Origin of the sequence: Maribacter zhoushanensis (assembly GCF_029350975.1) — a bacterium.
Taxonomy (GTDB): Bacteria; Bacteroidota; Bacteroidia; order Flavobacteriales; family Flavobacteriaceae; genus Maribacter; species Maribacter zhoushanensis.
The window spans coordinates 155,008-181,415 of sequence record NZ_JARKMR010000005.1 but is presented as its reverse complement, the minus strand read 5'-3'; the positions used below and the strand labels follow the sequence as shown (position 1 = coordinate 181,415).

Genomic DNA, 26,408 nt, shown 5'->3' with positions numbered 1-26,408 from the left:
TCAATTATTTTTTGAAAGAGATTTCAAAAACTGTTCTGACTTTTGCGAGCCAATAAGGTATTTTTTACCAGTAGTCAGTGTTATGGCAACTCCTTCTTTACCCTTTACATTATAGACAGTACCGTATTTTTTAGTTTTTCTGATTCCATATCCTACAAAATCATAATCGATATTTTTAGACTCATTAATATCACTTAGGTTGATTACTCTTTTGAAGAATAATAGATGACGAATTTTTATTTCATTATTTGATACGACAACTTTAAGTTTAGATAATGCCAAAAATAATATGGTCCCTACATAAATTAAAAAGTAGATAAATTGAATAGTGGATACCCTACCCGATATCCAAGATACACTTACATTTTCTGAATCAACGGAAGAAAAACCGCTAAATACATATAGAATACTACTTAAAATATTCAAAACTGCTAAAATTATTGGAGCAAGTATAATCAACCACAACCACCATTGCGTAAATTTTTGCGTTTCCTTAAACTGTACCCCTTCTTTCATTCCATTTATTTTTTCTGCTTTAACCTCACCGTCCATTCAAACTTGAATGTGCTTACCACTACTCCATCTGTATTCACTCCTACAGATTTCATCCAAATGGTTTGTCCTTCTCCGGTTGCAATCGTTTTATCCAAAGCTTCTTTAATTAAGTGTCCGTCTTCACAAGTAAATGTAATTCTACCTGTAGCTTTCTTAGAAAAATTTGCGGTATTATTCGCCACCAACATGGAGATTTTCTTTCCTGTTGCTTCAATTTGATCTATCATTAATGCCCCAGTTGTTAATTCTGCCGCCATACCCTGCACTGCCCAAAACATGGAATTAAACGGATTCTGATTGAACCATCTGTGCTTTACCGTCACTACTGAACGGTTTTTGTCAATTTCTTTTAAACGTACCCCGCACCACCATGCAGACGGTAGTTTAAAAAATGAAAACATATTGATTTTACTAGGTGTTACCGCCATTTTATCTGAAAATTTCGATAAAAATAGCCATTATTTACACCATTCTAAAATGTTAAAATATTGTTAAATATTAGTACTATGCGTTACATAGTACCTTTTTTTAGACATATATTTGCATAGGAAGTTAATAGGTAATCTAAGTAATTAGCTTTCGCATAGTATTAAAATCAATCATCATCAGTAACGAATCAATCATGACAGAATCAGTAACAAAACACGAAAGAAACCTCTCTGCACTTATTCATGCAAGCACGTTCTCTAAGTTCTTTATTCCGTTTGGGAACTTCATCATTCCTTTGGTATTATGGACGGCGAATAAAAAAGAATATGAGTTTGTAGACCACAACGGTAAACAAGCTTTGAACTTTCAAATTAGCATACTGCTCTACTCTATTCTTGTAGGTATGGTCAGTATTCCATTTTTCTTAGGCGGATTTCTACCAAACATTTTCGACTTTGATAATTTCGGATTAGTGAATGTTCATAGTTTCAACAGTATCAATTTTAATTTTGACACAGACGACTTATTCGGTCCTTGGATGATACCTGTAGCATTACTTGGTTTGGCTCAATCAGCCTTATTTATCATCAACATAGTATATACCATATTAGCAACTATAAAAACAAATGAAGGAGAAGTTTTTGAATATCCCTTCACTATAAAATTTATTAAATAGCATCATCAGCTTACATTATATATCGGGTATTCATCACACCCTTAAGAGTTTATTAATCAATCAAAAAAAATCAATCAGGATGTTTATTCATCGAACAAAAAACGAACAGTTAACCTATGCAGACAACAGAGACAATGGAGCAATCCCCTCCGAAAGCGGGACTGCATAAAAAGCAAAAAGAGATTATGAATGTAGAAAATACAAAAGCACAAATGCGTAAAGGGGTTTTGGAGTATTGTATCCTGTCCATTTTAAATGGGCATGATAAGTATGCTTCTGAAATCTTAGCTACGCTAAAAGATGCAAAAATGCTTGTAGTGGAAGGTACTATTTATCCGCTATTGACCAGGTTAAAGAATGCAGGACTTCTGAACTACCGTTGGGAAGAATCTACTTCTGGACCACCAAGAAAATACTATACACTAACCGAGACCGGTAAAATATTCCTTAAAGAATTAGATACCACTTGGGACGAATTAAGAAAAGCCACCAACCTGGTAACCAACTCAAAAAACAGCTAATCATGAACAAAACAGTAAATATAAATTTAGCAAACATGCTCTTCCATATAGACGAAGAGGCATACAATATAATGCGTAGGTATTTAGAATCTGTAAAACGTTCTTTTGCCAACACACCGGGCAGCGATGAAATCATTGCAGATATAGAAGCTCGTATAGCCGAACTTTTTCATGACAAATTAGAGAATGAAAGACAGGTTATCACTCAGAAAGAAGTAGATGAAGTTATCGCTATAATGGGGCAACCTGAAGATTATATGGTTGACGAAGATATCTTTGAAGATGAACCAAAGGCGAAGTCTTCATTCACTAAAGAAAGAGTAAAGAAATTATACAGAGACACTGAAAAGAAATACGTTGCCGGTGTATCTGCAGGATTAGCGCATTACTTTGGTATTGACCCGTTATGGATACGTTTACTATGGATTTTCTTGACTATTTTCACTTGGGGAGGATTCATCTTTATCTATGGTCTTCTTTGGATCCTTATACCTGAAGCGAAAACTACCGCTCAAAAATTAGATATGAGCGGCGAAACTGTGAATATCAGTAATATTGAACGTAAAGTTAAAGAGGGTTTTGATGACGTAGCGGATCGTGTAAAAAGTGTAGACTATGAAAAAGTAGGAGACACCGTCAAAAAAGGAGGTAAAACGATTTTTGACACCTTTGGTGATATCGTAATGTTTCTTTTCAAAATCTTTGGCAAATTCATTGGTATTCTTTTAGTTATCATTGGTGCTGCTACATTGATAGGACTTTTTGTAGGCATGTTCACCGTTGGTATTTTAGATATCATTCATGTACCTGGTATTGATTTCTACAATGTTGTAAATTCTACCAACCTCCCTATTTGGGTTGTATCTTTATTGGCATTTTTTGCTATAGGTATTCCGTTTTTCTTCTTAATGTACTTAGGATTAAAAATATTGGTAAACAATTTAAAATCAATTGGTACCGTTGCTAAATTCTCATTGTTAGGTCTATGGTTGATATCAATTATATGTTTGGTCATCTTTGGTATTAGAGAAGCTGCGGCACACGCCTATACCGGTAGCACATCTGTTGAACAAGAGATTACCACAGTGATACCTACAGACACTTTAAATATTAGATTAGTGTCTACAGATGAGTACGATTACGAAAAGGATATGCACATGGGCGACACCTTTATTTCTTATGACGAAGCTGGCAATAAGGTGTTGGTTTCCGATGATGTTAGATTCCGAATTCGTAAGTCTAAAGACTCCTTGGTTCGTGTTCAAATTAGAAAAGAGGCTGATGGTCCATCCAACAGAGAGGCAAAAGATATCGCCAGTCAGATTGTTTATGAATATGAAGTAAACGGCAATACTATCTCTTTTGATGATTATTTGACCACACAAGGCCCTAAGTTTAAAGACCAGGAAGTTCGTGTAAACATATTTTTACCCGTAGGTACAATTTTAACCTATGATCAGACAAATTCTAGAGATTGGATTACCACGGTTAATACGGATAGGGATGTTGAAGGTCTTGAAGGGTACATTTGGAAAATGACCGAAAGCGGTGAGCTTGAATGTCAAGATTGTCCTGAATTCATTGAAATGAACAATGAAGATGACGACAGTTCTAATCGCATCAATATCAATGAAAATGGTATCGACATTAATATCAACGATAATGGTGACAAAGGTAAAATCATCATCAACGAAAACGGAATAGACATTGACGTTAACGATAATGGAGAATCGTTTAAAATGAAGTTAGATCAGAACGGCGTAAAGGTAGATACTAATGATAGTATCAACTAACTACAGTTCAGACATCTAAAACAACAATTCAGTATTTATAAATATAAAAGGAATTAAAAAACAATCATTTTTACATCATCATAACATAGTAATCAATCAAAAAACGAACAATCATGACAACATTAGTAAGAATAACAGTAGCACTTGTATTAGCCCTATTACTTTCATCTTGTGGCTTTGACATTAACTTCGGAGATTTTGGATCTGGCGAAAAAGGTAACGGTGTAGTCGTTGAAGAAACTAGAGAGATTACAGGTGAATTTACAGAAATCTCTAGCGCTGAAGGTTTAGAAGTATTTGTTACCCAAGGTCCTGATTTTGATATTGCAGTTGAAGCAGATGAAAATATCATTGACTTAATTGGCACCGATATTAAAAACGGAAAATTAAGAATTCACAGTATAGAGAATATTGGTAGAGCAACCAAAAAAGTATATGTAACCATGCCAAATGTTACTAGTTTACGAGCATCTAGTGGAGCTCATTTGACTACCGAGAATAAAATTCAGTCAGATAAACTAGAGGTCGATGCTAGTAGCGGTGCCATTATCAATGCCAATGTGCTTGTTACCAATATGGATATAGATGCCAGCAGCGGTGCAAATATCTCTTTAGAAGGTACAGCTAAAGAAGTTTATGTAGATGCCAGTAGCGGTGCTAATGTAAGAGCTAAAGATTTATCAACTTTAGTTGCTAACGCAGACGCAAGCAGCGGTGCAAATATTAGCATTGACGTTACTGATAATTTAACGGCAGAGGCTTCAAGCGGAGGTAATATCTCTTACGTTGGTGATCCTTCTGTTCAAAAAAACAAATCGGTTTCTGGTAGCGTACACAAATACTAAAATATTCCTCAATCAATTCAACATTGAAACCCACTGAAATATCAGTGGGTTTTCATTTTTTTGTATACCCCTAATCTGTATATTAGTGGTATGCAAGTACACCTTAAAAAATATACATTACCGCTAAAACATACCTTCAGTATCTCTAGAGAATCTCATGATTTTCAAGATACTATGATTGCATCTTTATCTTTAGATGGTAAAACCGGGTATGGCGAAGCCACCTCCAATCCGTATTACAAAATCACTACACAGAGCATGATGGATGAAATCAATGCCATTGTATCTGATATTGAATCATTTGAATTTACTACTCCAGAAGTTTTTCATGCCTTTTTAGTACGTAAAGGCTTATCAAATTTTGCTATTTGTGCTCTAGACTTGGCTGCCCATGATCTGTATGGAAAATTACTTGGTAAGCCATTATATGAAATTTGGGGCACAAGTATAAAAAACTACCCAACAACCAACTACACAATTGGCATTGCATCTATTGATGTTATGTTGGCAAAAATGCAAGAAATGCCATGGCCTATTTATAAAATTAAATTAGGCACTAGCGATGATGTCGCTATTGTTCGTGAATTAAGAAAACATACCGATGCTATTTTTAGAATAGATGCCAACTGTGCATGGACGGCACAAGAGACCATACACAATGCACCATTATTAAAAGAATTGGGAGTCGAATTTTTAGAGCAACCGCTAAAAGCAGATGATTGGTCTGGTATGGAAGAGGTTATGCACCATAGCGTGTTACCCGTAATTGCTGATGAAAGTTGTATTGTAGAAAGTGATGTGGAAAAATGCGCTTTACATTTTAGTGGGATAAATATTAAACTAACCAAGTGTGGCGGACTCACCCCTGCCCTACGCATGATTAAGAAAGCTAAAGAATTGGGAATAAGCGTAATGGTGGGCTGCATGACAGAATCTACCGTTGGTATATCGGCAATAGCACAGCTGATCTCACAATTAGATTACGTTGATATGGACGGTGCTTTATTATTAAAAAGTGATATTGCAAAGGGTGTTCATATTGAACCTGACGGAAAAGTTATTTTCCCAAAACTTGCCGGTAGCGGTGTTCAATTGTTAGATTAATGTTTACTATTGATGAATTTCCTGATAGAACTATTAGCGTTAGCGGTAAAGAATACCTATACTTTGGTGGCACTTCTTATTTAGGGTTACAGACCAATGCTGAATTTCAATCGCTTTTCATCAATAATATAAAGAAATATGGTACCGCTTATAGTGCTTCACGTAAATCTAATATTAAAATTTCCATTTTTGATGAAGTCGATACCCATCTGGCAAAACTAGTAGGCAGCGAAAGTTGCATTACCATGTCTTCTGGTTATTTAGCAGGGCAATTGGTATGTGATTATTTTAGTAATACAGATCATCAATTATTTTACGCTCCAAATACCCATTCTGCATTACATAGAAATCAACAAGAAGTATTTAAAAGTTGGACCGCGCTTGAAAATGCTATTAAAAAGAATACTAACAAGATAGCTGTCCTGTTTTTAGATAGTATTGATTTTCATGGTGACAACTATCCGGATTATAGATTCCTTGATAACTTGCCTCTTAAAGATATAATTCTAGTTGTAGATGATTCTCACGGTATAGCAATTACCGGTAAGAACGGTGGCGGCAGCTTTAGATTTCTTCAATCTCTACAACCAAAAGAGCTATTGATTTCTTGCTCCTTAGGAAAAGGGTTTGGTATACAGGCAGGTGCCGTATTTGGAAACTCAAAGAGAATTTATCAATTAAAGCAAACTCCTTTTTTTGGTGGTGCAAGCCCAGCTACACCTGCTTCATTGGCAACTTTGAAAGATGCCGAAGAACTTATCAATTTAAAAAGAGCTCAATTACAAAAGAATACCGTGCTCTTTTTATCAAAATTATCAACTCCTTCTATTTTTGTCTTTGCAGAGGGGCATCCTAGCTTTAATTTTCAAAATGAATCACTAGCTACCTATCTGGAGGAAAACGGAATTATAGTTACAAATTTCAGGTATCCCACAGAAAAGGATTCTTTAATGAGTCGTATAGTTTTAAGCGCTTCACACACAAAACAAGACATTTTAAGTCTTTGCTATATTCTAAATTCCTTCCCTACCATCAACCCTAAATTAGCATAATTAACTAATTATCATTGCATTATTCTCAATTATTTGCTATATATTTTATCAAATTCTAATAATTAATTCGTATCTTTTTAGTAACATTCAACTCTTTTATTAACTAACACCTTATCACTATGAAAAAAATTATAGGTTTGGTATTGTTGATGCTTCTTTTGGTTTCAGCAGCCTCTACAAATTCTATTAATGAAAACTACATGCATTCCATTCAAGGCACATGGGAGCTAGAGAGTTTTTATAATTACGACGGACAACAAGTTATTGATACCGTACCTACAACTGATGGGTACAGGCAGGTTAAAATGTATTATAACGGAAAAATCATGTGGAGCAGATATGTACCTGTTGATAAAGTAGGCAGGTTCGGTTACGGCACTTATAACATTACAGATGACCAACTCATGGAAACCTTAGAATACGGAGATAACGAAATGATCCAAGCCATGGACACCATGCGTATTTTCACTTTTGAACTTCAATTAAGCGATGATAGGTTTAGTCAAATAAGCTTAGATGAGGAAGGTAACAGAACATTCTCGGAAAACTATGTTAGAATAGATTAGTTAATTTTATAAAACAAAAAAAGAGCCCATTCTAATGAATGGGCTCTTTTGTATTCTAATTCTTTGCATTCTAGTACTTATCTGCCACAGCTTCTTCAACAGAACCTATAGATGCCAAGTAACGCTCTGCATCCAAGGCAGCCATACAACCTGAACCTGCTGCAGTAACAGCTTGTCTATACTCTTTATCTTGCGCATCGCCACTAGCAAAAACACCTGGTAAATTAGTTTTGGTAGACTTACCTTCTGTAATAAGGTAGCCAGTTTCATCCATATCTAATTGACCTTTGAATATATCGGTATTTGGTTTATGACCAATTGCGATAAAGATACCAGTAATAGCAATTTCTTCTTTTTCACCTGTTTGGTTGTTTACCATACGTAAACCTTCAACAACCTGCTCACCTAAAACTTCATCAACTTCAGTATTGTAACGTACATCGATATTTTTGATGCTATGTACCCTGTGCTGCATTGCTTTAGAAGCTCTCATCTCATCTCTACGTACCAACATGGTAACTTTGTTACAAATGTTAGCCAAGTAAGACGCTTCTTCTGCCGCAGTATCACCCGCACCAACGATTGCTACATCTTGACCTTTATAGAAAAAGCCATCACAAACCGCACAAGCAGATACCCCACCGCCACGTAAACGTTGCTCACTAGGTATATTTAGATATTTAGCAGATGCACCTGTAGAAATAATAACAGTTTCAGCTTCTATTTGCTTATCATTATCGGCAACCACCTTATGGATTCCCCCTTTTTCTTTTGAAAACTCCACTGAAGTAATCATACCAATTCTAACCTCGGTACCAAAACGCTCAGCTTGTTGTTGCAATTGTACCATCATCGTAGGACCATCAATACCCTCTGGGTATCCAGGAAAGTTATCTACTTCTGTAGTGGTAGTCAATTGTCCGCCTGGCTCCATACCTGTGTACATAACAGGTTTTAAATCTGCACGGGCAGCATATATTGCAGCTGTATAACCTGCAGGACCAGATCCTATAATCAATGTTTTTACACGTTCTATTTTATCAGACATAATATCAAGTGGTTCTATTAATTCTCTACAACAAAAGTAGGTTTTTGAGCTAAAAACTTACAATATAGTTATCAAAAGTTTTTATACGAATATTAGCTATAAAGATAACTATTTACTATTTTTCGCCTGTTTTTCTAACATTAAGAGCAAATAAAATTTAGAAAAAATGAACTTTCCCCCATTCTTTACGTATGTATAGTAGAACTTATATTATTTTAGAATGAAAACTTTTAAATGTGCTATTATAGAAGATTCCCACATACAAAGGAAACTTCTAGAGCAAATTATAGATAAAAATAAAAATTTAAAACTTGTACATTCTTCAAGTGCTACAAGTGAGAGTTTGACTCAGGTAAATGACCAAAAGATAGATTTTTTGTTTCTTGATATTGAAATGCCAGCAATGAACGGATTTGAGTTTTTAGCAGGTTTAAAAATAACTCCTCAAGTCATTATAACCAGTCACGATCAAAAATATGCTCTTGAAGCATTTGAGTTCAATGTTACCGATTTTCTTTTAAAACCTTTTAGCAACTCTAGATTTGATGCCGCTATCACCAAAGCCATCGACAAGGTAAAAGCTATTAAAAAGAAACAACCTGAGAGTAAATTAGTGGTTAAGCACAATCTTAAGCAGGTGGAACTTAATGTACATGGTATTTTATATGTAGAAGCTTTAGGCGATTATGTTAAGGTAGTAACCGAAGAACGCAACTATGTTATTCTTTCTACCATGAGCGCTTTTAATAAAAGACTAGAAGCCGATAAATTCATTAGAATACACAAATCTTACATCGCTAACCTTAAAATGGTGGAACGCTACAACCACGAGTTCTTAGAGATCAAGAATAAGAAAATACCGATTAGCCGAGCCAAAATAGTAGAGTTAGACCAGCTTTTAAATTGCATTGATTAGCGAAAATTATTCCGTAATCATGTCTACGGTAGCAACAGTTCTAAAGCCTGTATGCTCTAATGAAGAGTCCATACTTGAACCCATTCTTGCTGAAACCCTGTAACTAGCACAGTATGATGCGCTACACAAAAAAGAACCTCCTTTAATTACGCGTTCCTTTGCAAGTGGGTTATTTGGTGTAAATGGATTTTCTGCTCCTTTTGGGTTTATTAAAACCGTATTTTTTGCTTTAGTGTCTTTATAGTACTTGGTATTATACCAATCGCTCGTCAACTCCCAAACGTTACCTGCCATATCATACAATCCGTACGCATTTGGCGGATACGATTTTACAGGGGCACGTAATTCAAACCCATCTGTCAATGTATTTTCTACAGGAAATTCACCCTCCCAGGTATTTGCTTTTTCTTTTAAAACAGAAACATCATCGCCCCAATTATATATTGTACCATTAGAACCTGCCCTTGATGCCAGCTCCCACTCCGCCTCAGTAGGTAAACGTCTATTTGCCCATTTACAATATGCCAACGCATCCTCATAAGACACTTGCACTACAGGATAATTATCTTTGCCCTTAATACTACTTTTTGGTCCGTTAGGGTGTTTCCAGTCCGCACCAATAGTCCAGTTCCACCATTGTGAAAAATCATATAAGTTAGGTACAGAAGATTTTGCTTTTTTAAACGTAAGCGACCCTGGTTTTAGAATGGAATCATGAGGTTTTACAGTGCCTGCAGGTACTTGTTTTTTTAATTCTTCCCAATCAATACCTTTTTCAGCTACTGTTACATAACCCGTTGCTTTCACAAATGCTGCAAATTGGGCGTTGGTCACTTCTGTGGCGTCCATAAAAAAACCATCTACCATAACCTCTATAGCTGGTTTTTCATGATCCATTGCCATTTTATCACTAGTAACAGCACCTTGCTTAAAAGTTGCTCCAGAAACCCAAACCATACCCTCTGGTGTGGTAACTGCTTTTGGTCTCTCTGTTACAAGCGTATGCTCATTTACTTGAGCAGGCTTTTCCACCTTTGCATTAACTTCCTCTTTTGTTACATTATTCTTGGTTTCCGGCTTGCAGTTTGCCATACTTAACACCAATAAACCCAAGCCTAAAAACTGTACACTTTTATTCATACGCTAAATATACTTCCTCCTATTTAATAATTTTATCAATACTAAGATTTTAACGAATCGGGCTTATAACATACTCAAACGAAAGATTTTCTGGTTTAATCTGATATTTCTCCATTGGTAACAATCCCCAGCTATTATCACCACCAACACCCATTTGACTATGATCTATATTAATATTGATCAAATCTCTTGTAGGGATATCATAGGTGTGCTGTTGTCTTTTTTCCATGCCTTCATCAAAGTCTGAATTTAACTGGTGATGTGCACTAAATGAGAACAATTCTGGAGCGGTAATCTTTATTCCTTTTCCTAAGTTATTTTCAAATGACAAGGTTCTAATATCTGTTCTGTTCCCATTTTCTTGCGGACGTATATATTTGAAATACAAATCTGATACTTTAGCATTATATACACCTACCAAGGCAGAGGTATTACGGTCTAAATAATTTTCATGTTCTCCCCTACCATACCATTCTACTTGGTCGTAGCTATTATCTATAATAAGATTGTTTCCAAACCTCGGGATGATTGGCAAATCACTTTCAATACCCGACAGTTTTGTGCTTACCAGAATTTCTCCTTTCGTATTAATGGTATACACCACATTCACCTCTCCATTTACCGAAGGCAAACTATATGTGGCGTTCAACTGTAAATCGTTTTTAATTTTAAATGGGTTGGACGTTAGTTTTACTGCATCTAAAATCTTTTTACCATCATTAGAATTGACTATAAAACTCTTAAGGTTTTGAGTATCTGTAGCATCTTTCCATTTCTTTAAACGCTTTGGCATATTGTACCCATAATCATTATCATTAGGTGCGCGCCAAAAATTTACTGAAGGTCCTTTTTGTAATAGATTTCCTTGACCATAATCTATAGAAGACAATGTTCCATTTTTACTGTTGAAACCTATTTCAAATCCGTCACCTGATATGGTAACGACATCTTCCTTTTTTGCCACCTTTAATCCCTCAATATTCTCTTTAAAAACAGATGGCTTAAAATCTGTTAATTGAAACTGCTCATATGCCAATAAAAAGTGCTCAGGAATTAACGTACTTTCCTTCTTTGTAGTCATATATACATTCAAATGATACTCAGAATTTTCATTTACTAATTCTGGCAAGCCTATTTGAACCTCCTTGGTTTTGTAAGGAGCAATATCAACATCAGAAATATTTCCTTTACCTACTTCTACCCCATTTTCCAATAATCTCCATGAAAAACTGTATTCAGAAAGGTTGGTAAAATCATACATATTCTTTAAACTGATAATTCCCGATTTAGGGTTCTCAGCATTAAACTTCACATATTGATATACTTTCTTCACTTCATATAAAGCTGGGTGTGCCGAGCGATCAGGATCTACCAAACCGTTTAAGCAGAAATTATTATCGTTTTGTAATTCGGCTCCGCCTAAATCGCCTCCAAAAGCATAAAATTCTACACCATCTTCGTTGGTAGCTTTTAAACCTTGGTCTACCCAATCCCAAATAAAACCACCTTGTAATACGTCATACTTTTCTATGACATCCCAATATTCTTGTAGATTACCTACACTATTACCCATTGCATGTGCATATTCGCACTGAATTAAGGGTCTTTTCGGGTTATTTTCTGCATACGCAATAGTTTGATCAACTCTTGCGTACATAGGCGCTTGTATATCTGTATTAGAGAAGTTTGTTGCTCCTTCATATTGTACGGGTCTTGTAGTATCATGAGCCTTCAACCAATCATAGGTATCAAAAAGATTTTGTCCATTACCGGCTTCATTTCCTAAAGACCAAGTAACAATAGATGTGTAATTTTTATCGCGCTCGAACATACGGATCGTTCTGTCTAAATGCATTTCTCTCCACTCTGGACGATATGCCGGGTGAATGGCAATTGCCGCTTCATCACCATCTAAACCTTGATTGGTGGCACCCATACCATGAATTTCAATATTGGCTTCATCAACTACATAAAAGCCGTACTTATCTGCCATTCTATAGAAAAACTCATTTTTAGGATAATGACTACAGCGTATAGCATTGATATTGTTTTGCTTCATTACCTGCATATCTTTCAAGGTAACTTCTTCGCTAATGACATGACCGGTGACTTCATCATGGTCATGCAGATTTACGCCTTTAATCAATACAGGCATGCCGTTCACTAAAAACTGATTGTTCTTGATTTCTATTTTTCTGAATCCAACTTTAGAACTTATAGCCTCGGTTGTATTCCCGTTCTTATCCTTTAGAGTAAATAGCAATGTGTAGAGATTAGGATTCTCCGCATTCCATGTTTTCACATTTGCTATTTCTTGAGCAAATTTTACTGTAGTTGTGCTTTCAACAATAGCTATGTTTTGGTTTACCTTAAAAACTTCATTGGCACCATCTAGCAAAGTTACTTCTACTTGAGACCCCTTCTGTTTCTTGCCTGTATTCGCTACTTTTAAATCTAAACTGAATTTACCATTGGTGTATGTATCATCTAAATCTGCCACCACCGTATAATCTTTTATGGTAGCCTTATTGGTCGCATACAAATACACATCTCTGTCAATACCGCTTAAACGCCAAAAATCCTGATCTTCTAAATAACTAGCATCAGACCATCGTAATACCTGAACAGCCAAATCATTTGTACCTTCTTTTAAATACTTGTTGATATGAAATTCAGCTGGAGTCTTACTGCCCTCGCTATACCCAACCTTTTTTCCGTTCACGTATACGTACATAGCACCACTTACACCACCAAAATGTAAATAGACCTCTTTATCTTTCCAGTTTTCAGGAGTTTTAAAACTGCGTTTATAGCTACCTACGGAGTTGATATCGTGAGGAATAAATGGTGGATTCTTTGGAAATGGATATACAACATTGGTATATATTGGTGTACCATGACCTTCCAATTCCCAATTAGACGGAACGTTTATCTTACCCCAACTTGAAGTATCATAATCAGTTTTAAAAAAAGTAGTTGGACGTTCTGGTACACTTGCAGCATAATTAAATAGCCATTCTCCATTTAAAGACTGATAAAATGAAGAATTCTCCCAACTTTCATTTACCAAAGCAGTTTGTTCATCCTCATAACGATATAAAGATGCCGTTGGTTCTTCTCTATTGATCTGAAATATTTCTGGATTCTCCCATTCAGGATTTTCCCATTTAGGAGCTTGTGCCGTTACAAATGCAGTGAATAAAAAGATGCCGAGTACGCAAATTTTAATACAATTTTTCATGTTCTAGTTGTTCAAGTGTGTTAGTTTCAAAGCATACAAAATCACTAATATTATAGTGATTTCTCATGTTTGCCAATCAGAATAAATGAAATTCACATTTTAGCACATTAATTATTATGTACTACCTATAATTTCATCATTGCAAAATACAACTAAACTTGTACATCTAAAAACCATCAAACCTCTGACAGCTTCATATAATTATGGTATTTATCAATGAACTTACTTAATCACTTAATAACCCGTTCTCTAGCAGTGGAATTTGAAAACGTTCAGTTTCCGGTTTGGTATGTTCTTTTTTAAATATCTCAGCCGCTTGTTCTAAAATTTCAGGATGTTCGTTGGCAATATTATATTTTTCGGTAGGATCATCTTTTAAATTGTAGAGTTCTAATGTGGGCTGTTCATCATCTTTTAAATGTTGGCGAACTACCTTCCAATCACCCATTCTAATAGCTATTTGCCCGCCATATTCAGGAAATTCCCAATACATAAATTCATGCGCTGTCTGATTCTCTTCTCCTAGTAATGTAGGCAACAAACTAATTCCGTCTGTTGTTGGTTTTTCAAATGCTAACATATCTGCAAAAGTTGCCAACATATCATAGTGTGCAGAGGCATGATCACTTGTGGTACCTGGTTCAATCTTTCCTGGCCATGTAAAGAACGTAGGTACACGAATACCACCTTCATACACAAATCCTTTTCCCTTTCCATACTCAGCGTCAAAAGGTTTTGCACTTTCAAAAAATGTAGGATCTGCTCCGCCCGCATAACTTGGCCCGTTATCTGAAGTAAACACGATCAAGGTATTATCATAAATACCTTCGTCTTTTAACTGCTGCACCAACTTACCTATATTCTCATCAAAATAAGAAACCATGGCGGCATAAGCGGCATGGGGAGTCTGGTGCGAAAAATAACCGTTACCCTCACCAGACAAATACGGTTCTTCTGGTCCAAATTTCTTCTTGTAATAGTCTACCCAACGTTGCGGCGCTTGTAATGCTACATGCGGTATGGGCGTTGCCCAATACAAGAAAAACGGATTATCTTTATTTTCATCTACAAAGCCCGTAAGCTCCTTAAACATTAAGTCTGGAGCGTAATCCGATAGCGTATAGTCTTTATAACTTTCTGGATTCTTTGGATCTAAGCCTTTTGGGAAGGGTGAACTTGGCGCTACGGTGTCATTCGCCAAATGCACACGATTTCTATTCTTGTACAAATGCAATGGGTAGTAGGTATGCGCCTGTCGTTGACAATTAAAACCATAGAAAAAATCGAATCCCATTTCATTGGGAATGGAATGCGTATGCGGAGCACCTAACCCCCATTTACCAACCAAACCAGTTTTATACCCTTCATCTTTTAAATAATTAGCAATTGTCTTTGTTCCTTTCGGAACAGGTCGCTGCCCTTCTAACGTAGAATCTCTTGCCATGGCTTCATAGTTCCAAACATCGCCACGGTCGTTCCATTCATCATTACCACGAATAAAAGAATTACCGGCATGTTTACCGGTTAAAAACATATACCTGGCTGGTGCGCATACCGGTGCGCTTGAATAATGTTGTGTAAAAATCATGCCTTCTTTTGACAAGGCATCTATATTGGGCGTTTCTATATTTTCTTGACCAAAGGCACCAATTTCGGCATAACCTAAATCATCTGCCAAAATGTAAATAATATTCGGTTTTTGAGCCGTTGACTCTTCAACTTTCTTTTCACTTTTACATGATAAAAATGCAGTAAAAACAAAAATTAATACAAATGGATTTTTCATTATTTTGATAGGAATAGGTTGGTTGTCTTAAAGATACCTATTTTCCTAAAATATCGGTAATCAAACCTTTAAACATCAAAAGCCCCGTTTCTATGAGCTCATCGGGAAAATCGTAATCAGAATGATGTAATGCAGGTTGATGCTCCCCTGCCCCTAAACCGAAAATAGCACTTTTATATTTTGATGAAAACCACCCAAAATCTTCGCCGAATTTTAATGACTTCGGATGTTCTACTAATTCAAGATTATTTTGATGCGCTGCTTTTTCAATTAATGAAACACAATCGGAATTATTATTGGAAGCTGGAAAAAACTCGAACCAATCTATTTCCGCCTTTAATTTATGCGTGTTTGACACTTTACTAACAGCTTGTTTTATCTTACTTTCTAGAGCCGACATTACCTCACCGCTCCAAGTTCGAATAGTATAATGTAGCTCTGCATTATCGGGAGAAATACCATAATTCTTTTCTCCTAAATGGATATGAACAGGCGTCAGAAGTGCAAAATCGGCACTATTGGCATTTGCATTCGTAAACGATTGTATTTCTTGAATTAATTCAGCTACCGCAATAGCAGGATTTACTCCGTTTTCTGGCTCAGAAGCATGCGATTTCTTCCCGGTCAATTGAATTCTGAAGCTTTGTACCGTTGCTGAAAAAAAACCTGATTTTACAATGACAGCATTCATCTTTTCTCCAGGTAAATTATGAAGCGCAAAAACATAATCTGGATCAAGGCTTAAAAATCGCTCATCTTCTAAAACCTTGGCAGCACCTTCTCCTGTTTCTTCGGCGGGTTGAAAAAGCAAAACTACTTTACCTTTTTTAAATTCAGCCATTGACAACCACTCCGCCAAACCCGCTACTATAGTCATATGACCGTCATGACCACATTTATGTGACACACCGTAATTACCAGACTTATGGGCAAATGTATTTTCTTCAACAATAGGTAAAGCATCTAACTCGCACCTAATTACCACCGTTGGTCCGCTTTCTTCAAAATCATAAACCACCGCTACTCCTGCCCCACCAATAGCTTCTATTATTTGGGTAGGATTAAACTCTTTTACAAACTCAATAATGCTTTTTGCAGTTTCATATTCCTTTCCTGAAAGTTCAGGGTTTTGGTGTAGCTGCTTTCTAAGCTGAAGCAAGGTTTTATTCATAGATTTAAATATACTTATTAAATCTAAAATTTGTAGTAACGCGCTTGTTCTAAAATGTGCAATAGCTATTGAAAACCATTTCTTATTAGTAGAAACAAATTAGTTTAACTACTATAACTTAAAGACATCATTTATTCTTCCAATTTTAAAACCTTGCGAAAGCACGAACTGGCTTTCTTCGCTTTTTGGATTTAACAATGGGTTGGTATGGTTAAAGTGAATGAAAACAATCTTGCTTTTTTCAGTTTTGCTCAACCCTTTGAACTTCTCTAAACTTTCTACCACAAAGGGATGTGGAATTTCGGCAATATCTCTATTGTTGATTTCTTTTCCGCTATAAAATGTAGCATCTAAAAATGCATAATCTACTTTTTGTATTTCATCAATTATATTCTTCTTCCACTTATCCCATTTATCTATATCAGGAATAAACAGTGCACTTTTATTTGGACCCTTAATATGATACCCCACAGTCTCTGAATACTCATCTCTATGTGTCACCAATATTGGGGTGACACTAATTTTATCGGATAGATTTATGGCAACTTGCTCAACCATTTTATGCAGTCGAATATTTTTTCTGATAACAAGTTGATCCCACGGTCCATTGTTCAGAAGAAAATCTTCCATTTTTGGCATGACATAGACCGGAGCTTCACGAGCATCCATAGCCTCTTTACCCAAATACATTAAACCGGTATAATGACCAATATGAGCGTGGGTCAGAAAGATTCCATTCACTAGCTCACTAGTACTATTTGCAGTATACTGGGTTAGCATTTTCGTTTGTTGTGCAATGTCTGGGGTAGCTTCAAACATGTAAGACTTTTGATTCTCCGTATCTACCAAACCTAACGACACCACTCTTCTTTGAGAATCTGGATGTTCAAATAAAGCTTCACAACATTCTTTTTTACAAGCAATTTGAGGTGATCCAGCATCTTGAACATTACCAAGAACAACAATAGAAGTTTCTTCTAGAACACTAGTTTTCACCTGTTGTGTAGTTTGCTTTGCTGCTACTGTATCTGCGCAAGAAATAAATACTAATGCTGCTAGTATTGAAATATGTTTTTTCATTTATTTTTCATCAAGTACAAAAACGATAATTGATTAGAATTATAGATTCATAGTAATCCATAATTTGTACCCAAACCTTCTGTCTACTAACCATTATCTGTTGGGAAGTTTCTATTTGTTTTTAAGCGCTTTCAATTCCCTTTTTATGCGTTTTTTTCTTTGTTTTTCGGTTTCTATTACAAAATTAATAGGAAGAGCAAATCTTTGACTAATTTGTGTGTCATTTACAACCGCCGGATTCAACGGAGGTATTTTTTTAATTAACCTTATAGCCTCATTTTCAAAAATTGAATGAGGACCTTTTGCCACAATACTGTCTATTTCTCCTGTTTTGGTTACTATGAACATTGTTGACACTCTCACTATATCACCTCCTTTATAGCCTAGTATTTTAGAAATGCTGTCAAAATTAGCAGTATTCTGATTTTCTTTAATAGTTTTATTTATCAACTCACTATTAATTTGAGCAAAATTAAAATTTGAAAATATAAACGAAACTAGTAAAATTAATTTTTTCATGTTGTTTTTAAATTAGCTATAAAGCTTGGTTATGATTGTTGTATGGTAATTATTTATAGTCCTGGCTGTGACACCCGTCATAGCTAAAACTTATTACCGCTTGTACGGAAAAGGCAAATCTGGGAGGGTTTTACTTTTTATTGTTATAGAACTAAGTCCATTCCCGATAGCTATCGGGATTACCAGTTTTATAAACCTACCTGACTTTAGGCACGTATACACAGACTTTTCCATTTTGCCCTAGGATCATCAATACCCTTAGGTTATATAGGTATTAGTTATTTTCCCGCAATGTATGGTTCAGCTACCTCCGCAATCATATTAATCCATTCGGCTCTAGGGTGCGTATTTTTTATTCTACGTTCATCTCTCAAAAAGGTTTTGAACTCTGTCTGATTCATTTTTAGTTTTATTAAAAAACCATAATTGTGAACCAAAGACAAAGTCGCTCCAGGAGTTTGTTCAGGAACTGACTGAAAAATAGCTTCTATATTTTGAAAATAAAAATCTAGAATTTTTTCAAATTCTGGACATGCTTTAGCTTCAAAATCTTTCGCTTTATTTTTCTTGCCAAATCCAATAGCCTTCACTTGATGTTTACCGTTCTTTGTCCAAAAATATAGATTGGTTGCTTTATCCCCTCTTCCATTATCATACAGGTAATATGCCTGCATTATGGTGTCCACTTTTTTTTTGGTAAGTTCAGCCTCGAATTCTGCAGCAACTTCGTCCATTTTGAAAGTGTATTTTGGCTTTTCCCTTTGTCCGTTTGAGACAAATGAAAGTGCCATTATTATTACAAAAATCAAACATTTGAATTTTTTTTTCATAATTATTGCCCATGGTATACCTAACTATAATGCGGAGGCAAAAATTTTTCGTTTCCGTCTACGCAAGAAGCTAAAGCTTAGTTTATTTTAAAAACGTCACATTACCCCTAACTGTCGATATTCTAATTTATATCCTTCTCCAACTTTATCTAACTCAGTTATCAAAGTTAAATCTGTTCTTTCGCCATTAATAGTTATTAAATCCACTTCAACACCATACCCATTAAGTTCATCAAATTCCCAAATATCAAGAAGTTTTCCGCCTTTAATTTTTAAACCTACTTTTTTCAAGTCAACTCCCACATCATTTATAACTTCTTCAATTTCCTCAAACATTGCAGAAGTTATTCCATAATTGGAATTAAGTTTATTTAAATTTCGATGATTTATATAATCCAATAATTCGTTATTCAAATTATAGGCTAATTGATTTATATCATTATCTATCATCACTTTTTTTAACATTAAGCACAACGATTACTATAAACGGTCGTTTTAATGCTGTTTATATATTGTTGTAGCTAGTTTATTTTCAGCTGTTATTTTTGTTCCCAAGTCTTTCCTAATTCTTGATTCAATTTCTCTATTAAAAGTGATAGGTTCATTTTCTAGATTTGACTTCAAAAGTTTACCATAATAATCATGAACTAATTTCCAAGCGTAAATCTGAGCTTGAATTGTCAGCTTCCTATTTGCCTTGAACGGTTTGTTCTTTATGTTATGGGCAACATTATTTCTTATTTCATTTACGAGATATGAATGAAAGGTGAAGTATGATTTGTTAGAATCTAAGAACTTTTCATCTGGATCGATATCAAGAACCTCTTTCCATCTTCTTAATCTCTTTTCTTTATTTGAGCCTGGTTGTCCCAACAAACCTTCAACCGCTTTTGTTGCCTGAATGATTGCAATTTCCAAACGTGGTAGTGCAAAAACTTCATAATATTTTTCAAAGTCATGATTTGGATGCTTTCTCAAATGTGGAGGTGACAGTTCGCATAAATGGCAATACCAATGAGTTGAAACAGCTGAAACAACATGCTGTACTGCAAAGAAAAATTTATCATTGATGTAGAGCTCATTAAAAAGTCTTCTGTTATCAAATAAATAAGATAAATTTAGAACTCGTCCCTGCTCGTAAATTTCCTTCAAATCATAGTTGAACATAAATTCATCATGTCTATACTTCTCCATATCGGGATAAATCAGCTCATTTTTAGTCTTGCCTTTATCAAAATTTTCAATCCATTTATATTCAAGTTCTATTAAAGATTCAAAATCTGAAGTCAAAGCCATTACATATTTAAACAAAATGCCAAAATTTTTCCAATAGCTCAGATTATGAATTGAAGGCTTAACTGTAGAAATTAGCTTTGAGTACTCATCTTTTTCAGGGGTCCAGACATAGATTTTTTCCTCAGGTAAAGAAATTACCTCTGAGTATTCCTTTGCAAAAGGACCAAAGGAATTGTCAATAAGTAGACCACTTAGAATTCCTGTATTTATGTCTTGGTTAGGAAACATCATTTTTTAATTGGATACAACATCTGTATAAGATAACAAGTTACTATATCCATCTTATATGCCAACTAATATAAAACAAAAAAAACCATCACTTTTCAGTGATGGTTTTTTATATCATTAGACTAAATCTTACAACTTAGTTTCCTTTTTGGTAATCTGCCAAAAACTTAGCTAAACCGCTATCAGTTAATGGGTGCTTTAATAGTCCAGTAATTGAACTTAAACCACCTGTCATAACATCAGCACCAATTTTAGCACAGTCGATAATATGCATTACGTGACGTACAGAAGCTGCTAGTATTTCAGTTTGGTAACCGTAGTTATCATATATCATACGAATATCGGCTATCAATCCTAACCCATCAGTTGAGATATCATCTAAACGACCAATGAAAGGCGATACGTATGTTGCACCTGCCTTAGCTGCCAATAATGCTTGACCAGAAGAAAATACCAATGTACAGTTTGTTCTATATCCTTTATCAGAAAAATACTTAATTGCTTTTACACCTTCTTTGATCATAGGAACTTTAATAACGATCTGAGGGCTAATTTTAACCAACTTCTCGCCTTCTGCGATCATACCTTCATAATCTGTAGAAATCACCTCAGCACTAACATCACCGTCAACTACATCACATATTTTCTTGTAATGTGCCAAAATATTATCGGCACCTGTAATACCTTCTTTTGCCATTAAAGACGGGTTGGTAGTTACACCATCTAAAATACCCATATCTTGAGCTTCTTTAATCTCGTCTAAATTTGCTGTATCTATAAAAAATTTCATTTTGTCTTATTTTAAAATTATTATGAATGTCTTTAGGGCAAGCCTTAAAGATCGTTTACTTTAAAAAATCTACTACTTGTTGGTATACTTGATCACCGGTGAAACCGAATTTTTCATCAAGTACCGTTGCCGGTGCAGAATAACCAAAGTGTTCTAAACCGAATACTTTTCCGTTAGGTCCTGCCAAACCTTCTAAGTTTACAGGAAGACCTGCCGTAAGTCCGAAAACCGGTTTGTTCGGCGGAATCACTTTTTCTTGGTATGCTTCTGACTGTTGTCTAAAAATACCTTCTGAAGGAATAGAAGCGATATTCACTTTTAACCCATCTTTTTCTTCCAATAATTTTGTTGCAGCTACCAATGTTGCCACTTCAGAACCATTCGCAATTAAAATTACATCTGGATCTGCTACTTCTTGTACCAAATAACCTCCCTTTTCAGCTCCTAATGCTTCTTCATAACGGTCACCGCTCTTAGCAGGAAGATCTTTTATTCCTTGACGAGATAAAATAAGTCCGGTAGGAGTTTTTTGATTTTCCATGGCCATTTTCCAAGCTACATTGGTTTCTTGAGAATCTGCAGGACGCAATGCTACAAAACTTTGCTCGTGACTATGGTTCTTTAATTTCTCTAACAAACGTATTTGAGCTTCTTGCTCAATTGGTTGGTGTGTTGGTCCGTCCTCTCCTACTCTAAAGGCATCATGAGTCCAAACAAACTTCACCGGTAATTCTTGAATACAGCTTAAACGTATAGCTGGTTTCATATAATCAGAGAACACAAAGAATGTTGCCACTACTGCCATTACCCCGCCGTGAAGCGCAATACCGTTTGCCATAGTCGCCATAGTTAATTCTGCTACACCTGCCTGTAAGAAAGCTCCAGAGAAATCTCCTTTTTGTAACACGCTGGTTTTCTTTAAGAACCCGTCTGTTTTATCACTGTTAGATAAATCTGCAGAAGAAACGATCATATTCTCTACATTCTGTGCCAAGTATGCCAAAACGTTAGATGAAGCGGCACGTGTTGCCTGACCTTCTTTCTGCGCTACCGAACTGAAATCCAAGTCTGGTAATTTACCTTCTAAGAAACCGTCTAATTTAGCAGATAGCTCGGCATTCTCTGAACGCCATGCATCTATCTCTTTTTTCTTAGCCTGTGCTTCATCTTTCTTTTTATTGATAATGCCTTCGTAGTACTCTTCTACTTTAGAATAGATATCAAAAGGATTGGCTACGTCCGCACCTAAATTTACCAAGGTCTTTTCATAATCCGCACCTGTATTGCCAATTGGCTTACCGTGTAGTTCTGTATAACCTTCATATGGTGTACCGTCTGCAGTTACACAACCTTTACCCATAATCGTTTGACCGATTATCAATGTTGGTTTTTCTGTTTCTGCATTGGCATCTGTCAACGCTTTTCTTATTTGATCATGATCATGACCATCTATAGTTACTACCTTCCATCCCCAAGCTTCATATTTCTTAGCAGTATCTTCTGAAGTTACCTCATCTGTTTTTGAGGATAATTGAACATCGTTAGAATCATAGAACATGATAAAGTTGCTTAAGCCTAAATGACCTGCAATTCTACCTGCACCTTGAGAGATTTCTTCTTGTACACCACCATCAGAAATAAAACCATAAATTTTATGGTTCATCCAATCTCCAAAACGTGCCTTCAAGAAATTAGCCGCTACTGCAGCACCAACACCCATAGTATGACCTTGACCTAATGGACCTGATGTATTTTCAATACCTCTTGCAACATCAACTTCTGGGTGACCCGGTGTTACCGATCCCCATTGTCTAAAATTAGATACATCGTCTTTAGAGTAATTTCCCAATAAATAGTATTGAGCGTACATTAAAGTTGATAAGTGCCCTGCATCCATGAAAAAACGATCACGAAACGGCCACTTCATATCAGAAGGATCGTAGTTGAAAAATTCAGAATATAAAATGTGCATGTAGTCTGCGCCTCCCATTGGTCCACCTGGGTGTCCAGAATTTGCCTTTTCTACCATCGCTACAGCTAATGCCCTTATATTGTCGGCTGCTAATTGATCTAGTTCCTTGTTCATTATATTATTAGATTATTTTTCAGGTTCGTGTTTATTTTACTCGCTACTAAAATTCTCCCCCAAAGATACTTTATAATGGGCGCTAATTAAAATATTTTGACCAACATAATTCTATAGAATTCAAGTGATAAGCACTCATACGCTACCAGTTTATAAGATTTATGTTTGCGAAAGGGTTTTCGAATTATGTTTAGACGCTATTTTATCAATTTGTTCAATCTAAACTATACTAACAAAAGGGCTCTACCTCTTTTTTACAATGGCTTCTTCACCTTTACCAATAATGACCAAATTGGTTGTGGTCAAGAATAATCCGGTTTCAACTATACCGGGTATGGTTTTTAATTGCTGCTCTAAATCGGTCAAAGTGATATTAGTATCCCAAATGTCAATATCAACAATATCGTTATTCTCATCGGTCTTATAATCGGCATCACCGTTCATACGCTGTACGGGTCTCAAATTCATTGCTTCCAATTCCTTGATAATTAAATTTGTAGCAAAAGGTATTGTTTCAATAGGCAATTTAAATTTTCCTAACTTAGAAACACTCTTTGATGAATCTGTGATAATAATATTCAAGTCTGAATTATGCGCAACGATTTTTTCACGTAACAATGCTCCACCACCGCCTTTAATCAGCTGAAAGTCTTCATCTACCTCATCTGCACCATCAATGGTTACATCTAATCTTTTAGCTTCTGCAAGGGTTATGACATCTATACCTAGCTTTGTAGCTAGTTTTTCCGTTTCATTAGAAGTTGCAACGGCTTTAATCTGCATTCCGCTTTCCACCATTTCACCAATTGCCTCTATCATAAAAAATGCGGTAGATCCAGTACCTAGACCAACCGTCATACCAGATTTTACATATTTTACCGCTTCTAATGCTGCTACTTTTTTTTCGTTTACCGCGCTCACCTTTTCTATTGATTATAGTTTATCTGATGTTAAAGATATTTAGAATTAATAGATAGCATTACCCTAAGCCCAAAGTAATATTAAATATTTTGTGATATATGCGTTAAAACAACCCTAACGAAAAAGATATTAACGGCTTATACTGATATTATGCTCAACAAGTGACAATGCCAATAAAGGTACATGACAGCAAAATGTAGATCTGCCAACGATATAATCATGGCATAAATTTCTTAAATACCCATTGACATCATTAGACATAACAAGTAATTGGCAATTAGTCTGATCCACATAGTTTTTTAAAGTAGTCGTTAAGGAACTTTCGGCATCTAATTTGTAGAAATTATGATAAATACCTTCTAACTTTTTAGTAAAAGTCTCATGATTCAACTGCTGTAATTCTGTTACTTGAGCAGTTGTATTTTGCATGCTTGCAATTTGTACAGTGCTATTAAAATACCGCGCCAATTCTACCACAGGATTCAATTCATCACCTTTAAGTAAATGATTGAATTCTGATATGACTGAAATGGATTGTAGACTTTCAAAATGGACCCTTGGCGGAATCACCATTACGGGACATTGGTACGCATGATTCAAAATTTTTACCGTATTTCTTCCCAAGAATATAGATTCGTCATCAGCACCACCGCTAGCACTCATCATTATAAAATCTATATCATTTTCTTTGACTACTTCTTCTACTTCATCTACCAACATTGAAAATGTAGAAATAGAACTATACTTATGTAGCGGATTTCTGTATTCCTTTTTAATACGATGTATCGTTTTTCGTAATCCTTTTTCTGAAGCAGATTGAGCGGAACATCCTTTTGTCGTATCTGAAGCCCTACCCGCCATTAAGCGATTACTGTGCATCTCTGGCGTATAGGCATTTAAGAAGTAAAATACGCATTCAGTTTCTGCAAACAATTGCAGGGCGTACGTTGTGGCGTTCCATGCTGCTAACGAGAAATCGGTTGGTATTAAAATTTTTTTCATAAATGAGGCTCATCATTTGATGATAAAAATAGTTTCACCAATGAATTGAAACTATGACATTTATCAACTTCGATAATTATTTAAAAACCATCGGCAAGTTCTTGTAAGGTATCCTCTTCTAAAACTCCTATCTTTTTACCTTCTGTTTTTATATATCCTTTTTTCTTAAAATCTGAAATCATACGAATTAAAGACTCCGTAGCAGCACCTACTATATTTGCATAATCGTCTCTACTTAGGGTTAAGGACAAAAAACCGTTATCATCTTCTCCGTAGTTCTTCTTTAAATAGATAAAGGCCTCTGCCAAGCGCTGTCTTACCGTTTTCTGAGACATATTAACGATAACATCATCTGCCTCTTTTAAATCATGGGCCAGGTGCCGTAACACTTCTAAAGAAAAATTAGGATTGGTATTCAGCGTGTTTGAAATAACTTCTTTTGGTATAAAACAAACCTCCATATCATTAATGGCGGTAGCACTTAAATTGGTAAAATCCTCGGCAATTACCGATCGTTGCCCCATTATTTCTCCTCTATTGGTAAGCTTTACAATTTGCTCTTTACCATTACTGCTTAATTTAGACAACTTAGAAACACCATCTCTAACACAAAATACGCCATCTAACTTCTGCCCTTCTATAAATAAAGGTTCTCCCTTTTTAATCTTCTTAGATATCTTAGAGTCAGATACTTTTTTTAATTCGTCCTTGTTTAACGCACGGAGAGAATTAAACTGTCTTATGATACAATTTTCACATCTATTTTCCATGGTTACATTTTTAAATATGGTGCAAAATTACATAAGCCCATAA

General features: G+C 35.5%; 25 protein-coding genes. 8 read left to right on the top strand and 17 right to left on the bottom strand.

What is annotated here, in order from left to right; genetic code table 11:
* Together PXD56_RS15695 and PXD56_RS15690 are read right to left on the bottom strand one after the other, a co-directional pair.
* Positions 1–516, bottom strand: a complete 516-nt coding sequence (locus PXD56_RS15695) for a hypothetical protein (RefSeq protein ID WP_276494291.1) — start codon at positions 514–516, stop codon at positions 1–3.
* Between the two features lie 5 nt (positions 517–521).
* The gene (locus tag PXD56_RS15690; RefSeq protein WP_276472913.1) at positions 522–983 is read right to left on the bottom strand and encodes a DUF4442 domain-containing protein; all 462 of its coding nucleotides are present in this window, start codon (positions 981–983) and stop codon (positions 522–524) included.
* Between the two features lie 194 nt (positions 984–1,177).
* On the opposite strand from PXD56_RS15690, the gene PXD56_RS15685 reads away from it, so the two are divergent.
* The 7 genes from PXD56_RS15685 (at position 1,178) to PXD56_RS15655 (ending at position 7,541) form a co-directional block, all read left to right on the top strand.
* On the top strand, positions 1,178–1,660 hold the full coding sequence (locus PXD56_RS15685; RefSeq protein ID WP_276494290.1) for a DUF4870 domain-containing protein: 483 nt from the start codon (positions 1,178–1,180) through the stop codon (positions 1,658–1,660).
* A gap of 185 nt (positions 1,661–1,845) precedes the next feature.
* Positions 1,846–2,181, top strand: a complete 336-nt coding sequence (locus PXD56_RS15680; protein WP_036158368.1) for a PadR family transcriptional regulator — start codon at positions 1,846–1,848, stop codon at positions 2,179–2,181.
* 2 nt (positions 2,182–2,183) lie between these two features.
* Positions 2,184–3,974 (top strand): PspC domain-containing protein, encoded by a 1,791-nt coding sequence (locus tag PXD56_RS15675; RefSeq protein WP_276494289.1) that lies wholly within the window; start codon positions 2,184–2,186, stop codon positions 3,972–3,974.
* Between the two features lie 113 nt (positions 3,975–4,087).
* Positions 4,088–4,819: a head GIN domain-containing protein gene (locus PXD56_RS15670; RefSeq protein WP_276494288.1), complete on the top strand. Its 732-nt coding sequence runs from the start codon at positions 4,088–4,090 to the stop codon at positions 4,817–4,819.
* 90 nt (positions 4,820–4,909) lie between these two features.
* Positions 4,910–5,923, top strand: coding sequence for a dipeptide epimerase (locus PXD56_RS15665; protein WP_276494287.1), 1,014 nt, complete (start codon positions 4,910–4,912; stop codon positions 5,921–5,923).
* Positions 5,923–6,975, top strand: coding sequence for a pyridoxal phosphate-dependent aminotransferase family protein (locus PXD56_RS15660; RefSeq protein WP_276494286.1), 1,053 nt, complete (start codon positions 5,923–5,925; stop codon positions 6,973–6,975). Before PXD56_RS15665 ends, PXD56_RS15660 begins: the two co-directional genes overlap by 1 nt.
* A gap of 119 nt (positions 6,976–7,094) precedes the next feature.
* Complete coding sequence (locus PXD56_RS15655; RefSeq protein WP_276494285.1) at positions 7,095–7,541, top strand: hypothetical protein; 447 nt, start codon at positions 7,095–7,097, stop codon at positions 7,539–7,541.
* A gap of 70 nt (positions 7,542–7,611) precedes the next feature.
* Here the strand turns inward: PXD56_RS15655 and trxB are convergent, their stop codons facing one another.
* On the bottom strand, positions 7,612–8,589 hold the full coding sequence (trxB, locus tag PXD56_RS15650; protein ID WP_276494284.1) for a thioredoxin-disulfide reductase: 978 nt from the start codon (positions 8,587–8,589) through the stop codon (positions 7,612–7,614).
* 220 nt (positions 8,590–8,809) lie between these two features.
* On the opposite strand from trxB, the gene PXD56_RS15645 reads away from it, so the two are divergent.
* Complete coding sequence (locus PXD56_RS15645) at positions 8,810–9,505, top strand: LytR/AlgR family response regulator transcription factor (RefSeq protein ID WP_276494283.1); 696 nt, start codon at positions 8,810–8,812, stop codon at positions 9,503–9,505.
* Positions 9,506–9,511: 6 nt separating this feature from the next.
* Here the strand turns inward: PXD56_RS15645 and PXD56_RS15640 are convergent, their stop codons facing one another.
* The 14 genes from PXD56_RS15640 to PXD56_RS15575 all read right to left on the bottom strand — a co-directional run bounded on the left by PXD56_RS15640 (position 9,512) and on the right by PXD56_RS15575 (position 26,365).
* Positions 9,512–10,645: a formylglycine-generating enzyme family protein gene (locus PXD56_RS15640; protein WP_276494282.1), complete on the bottom strand. Its 1,134-nt coding sequence runs from the start codon at positions 10,643–10,645 to the stop codon at positions 9,512–9,514.
* Between the two features lie 49 nt (positions 10,646–10,694).
* Positions 10,695–13,886 (bottom strand): beta-galactosidase, LacZ type, encoded by a 3,192-nt coding sequence (gene lacZ, locus PXD56_RS15635; RefSeq protein WP_276494281.1) that lies wholly within the window; start codon positions 13,884–13,886, stop codon positions 10,695–10,697.
* A gap of 226 nt (positions 13,887–14,112) precedes the next feature.
* Positions 14,113–15,672: an arylsulfatase gene (locus PXD56_RS15630; RefSeq protein WP_276494280.1), complete on the bottom strand. Its 1,560-nt coding sequence runs from the start codon at positions 15,670–15,672 to the stop codon at positions 14,113–14,115.
* 37 nt (positions 15,673–15,709) lie between these two features.
* Positions 15,710–16,843, bottom strand: a complete 1,134-nt coding sequence (locus PXD56_RS15625; protein WP_276494279.1) for an amidohydrolase — start codon at positions 16,841–16,843, stop codon at positions 15,710–15,712.
* Between the two features lie 111 nt (positions 16,844–16,954).
* Positions 16,955–17,923, bottom strand: coding sequence for an MBL fold metallo-hydrolase (locus PXD56_RS15620; RefSeq protein ID WP_276494278.1), 969 nt, complete (start codon positions 17,921–17,923; stop codon positions 16,955–16,957).
* 111 nt (positions 17,924–18,034) lie between these two features.
* The gene (locus tag PXD56_RS15615; RefSeq protein ID WP_276494277.1) at positions 18,035–18,442 is read right to left on the bottom strand and encodes an energy transducer TonB; all 408 of its coding nucleotides are present in this window, start codon (positions 18,440–18,442) and stop codon (positions 18,035–18,037) included.
* Between the two features lie 278 nt (positions 18,443–18,720).
* Positions 18,721–19,233: a hypothetical protein gene (locus PXD56_RS15610; protein ID WP_276494276.1), complete on the bottom strand. Its 513-nt coding sequence runs from the start codon at positions 19,231–19,233 to the stop codon at positions 18,721–18,723.
* Positions 19,234–19,368: 135 nt separating this feature from the next.
* Entirely contained in the window at positions 19,369–19,722 is a 354-nt protein-coding gene (locus PXD56_RS15605; protein WP_276494275.1) for a DUF7668 domain-containing protein, read from the bottom strand.
* Positions 19,723–19,767: 45 nt separating this feature from the next.
* Positions 19,768–20,799, bottom strand: coding sequence for a hypothetical protein (locus tag PXD56_RS15600; RefSeq protein WP_276494274.1), 1,032 nt, complete (start codon positions 20,797–20,799; stop codon positions 19,768–19,770).
* Between the two features lie 133 nt (positions 20,800–20,932).
* On the bottom strand, positions 20,933–21,586 hold the full coding sequence (fsa, locus tag PXD56_RS15595) for a fructose-6-phosphate aldolase (protein WP_036155370.1): 654 nt from the start codon (positions 21,584–21,586) through the stop codon (positions 20,933–20,935).
* Between the two features lie 55 nt (positions 21,587–21,641).
* The gene (locus PXD56_RS15590) at positions 21,642–23,672 is read right to left on the bottom strand and encodes a transketolase family protein (protein ID WP_276494273.1); all 2,031 of its coding nucleotides are present in this window, start codon (positions 23,670–23,672) and stop codon (positions 21,642–21,644) included.
* Between the two features lie 243 nt (positions 23,673–23,915).
* Positions 23,916–24,593, bottom strand: a complete 678-nt coding sequence (gene rpiA / locus PXD56_RS15585) for a ribose-5-phosphate isomerase RpiA (protein WP_276494272.1) — start codon at positions 24,591–24,593, stop codon at positions 23,916–23,918.
* Between the two features lie 129 nt (positions 24,594–24,722).
* The gene (locus tag PXD56_RS15580; RefSeq protein WP_276494271.1) at positions 24,723–25,595 is read right to left on the bottom strand and encodes a universal stress protein; all 873 of its coding nucleotides are present in this window, start codon (positions 25,593–25,595) and stop codon (positions 24,723–24,725) included.
* Between the two features lie 80 nt (positions 25,596–25,675).
* Positions 25,676–26,365: a Crp/Fnr family transcriptional regulator gene (locus PXD56_RS15575; protein ID WP_276494270.1), complete on the bottom strand. Its 690-nt coding sequence runs from the start codon at positions 26,363–26,365 to the stop codon at positions 25,676–25,678.
* Positions 26,366–26,408: the final 43 nt, after the last annotated feature.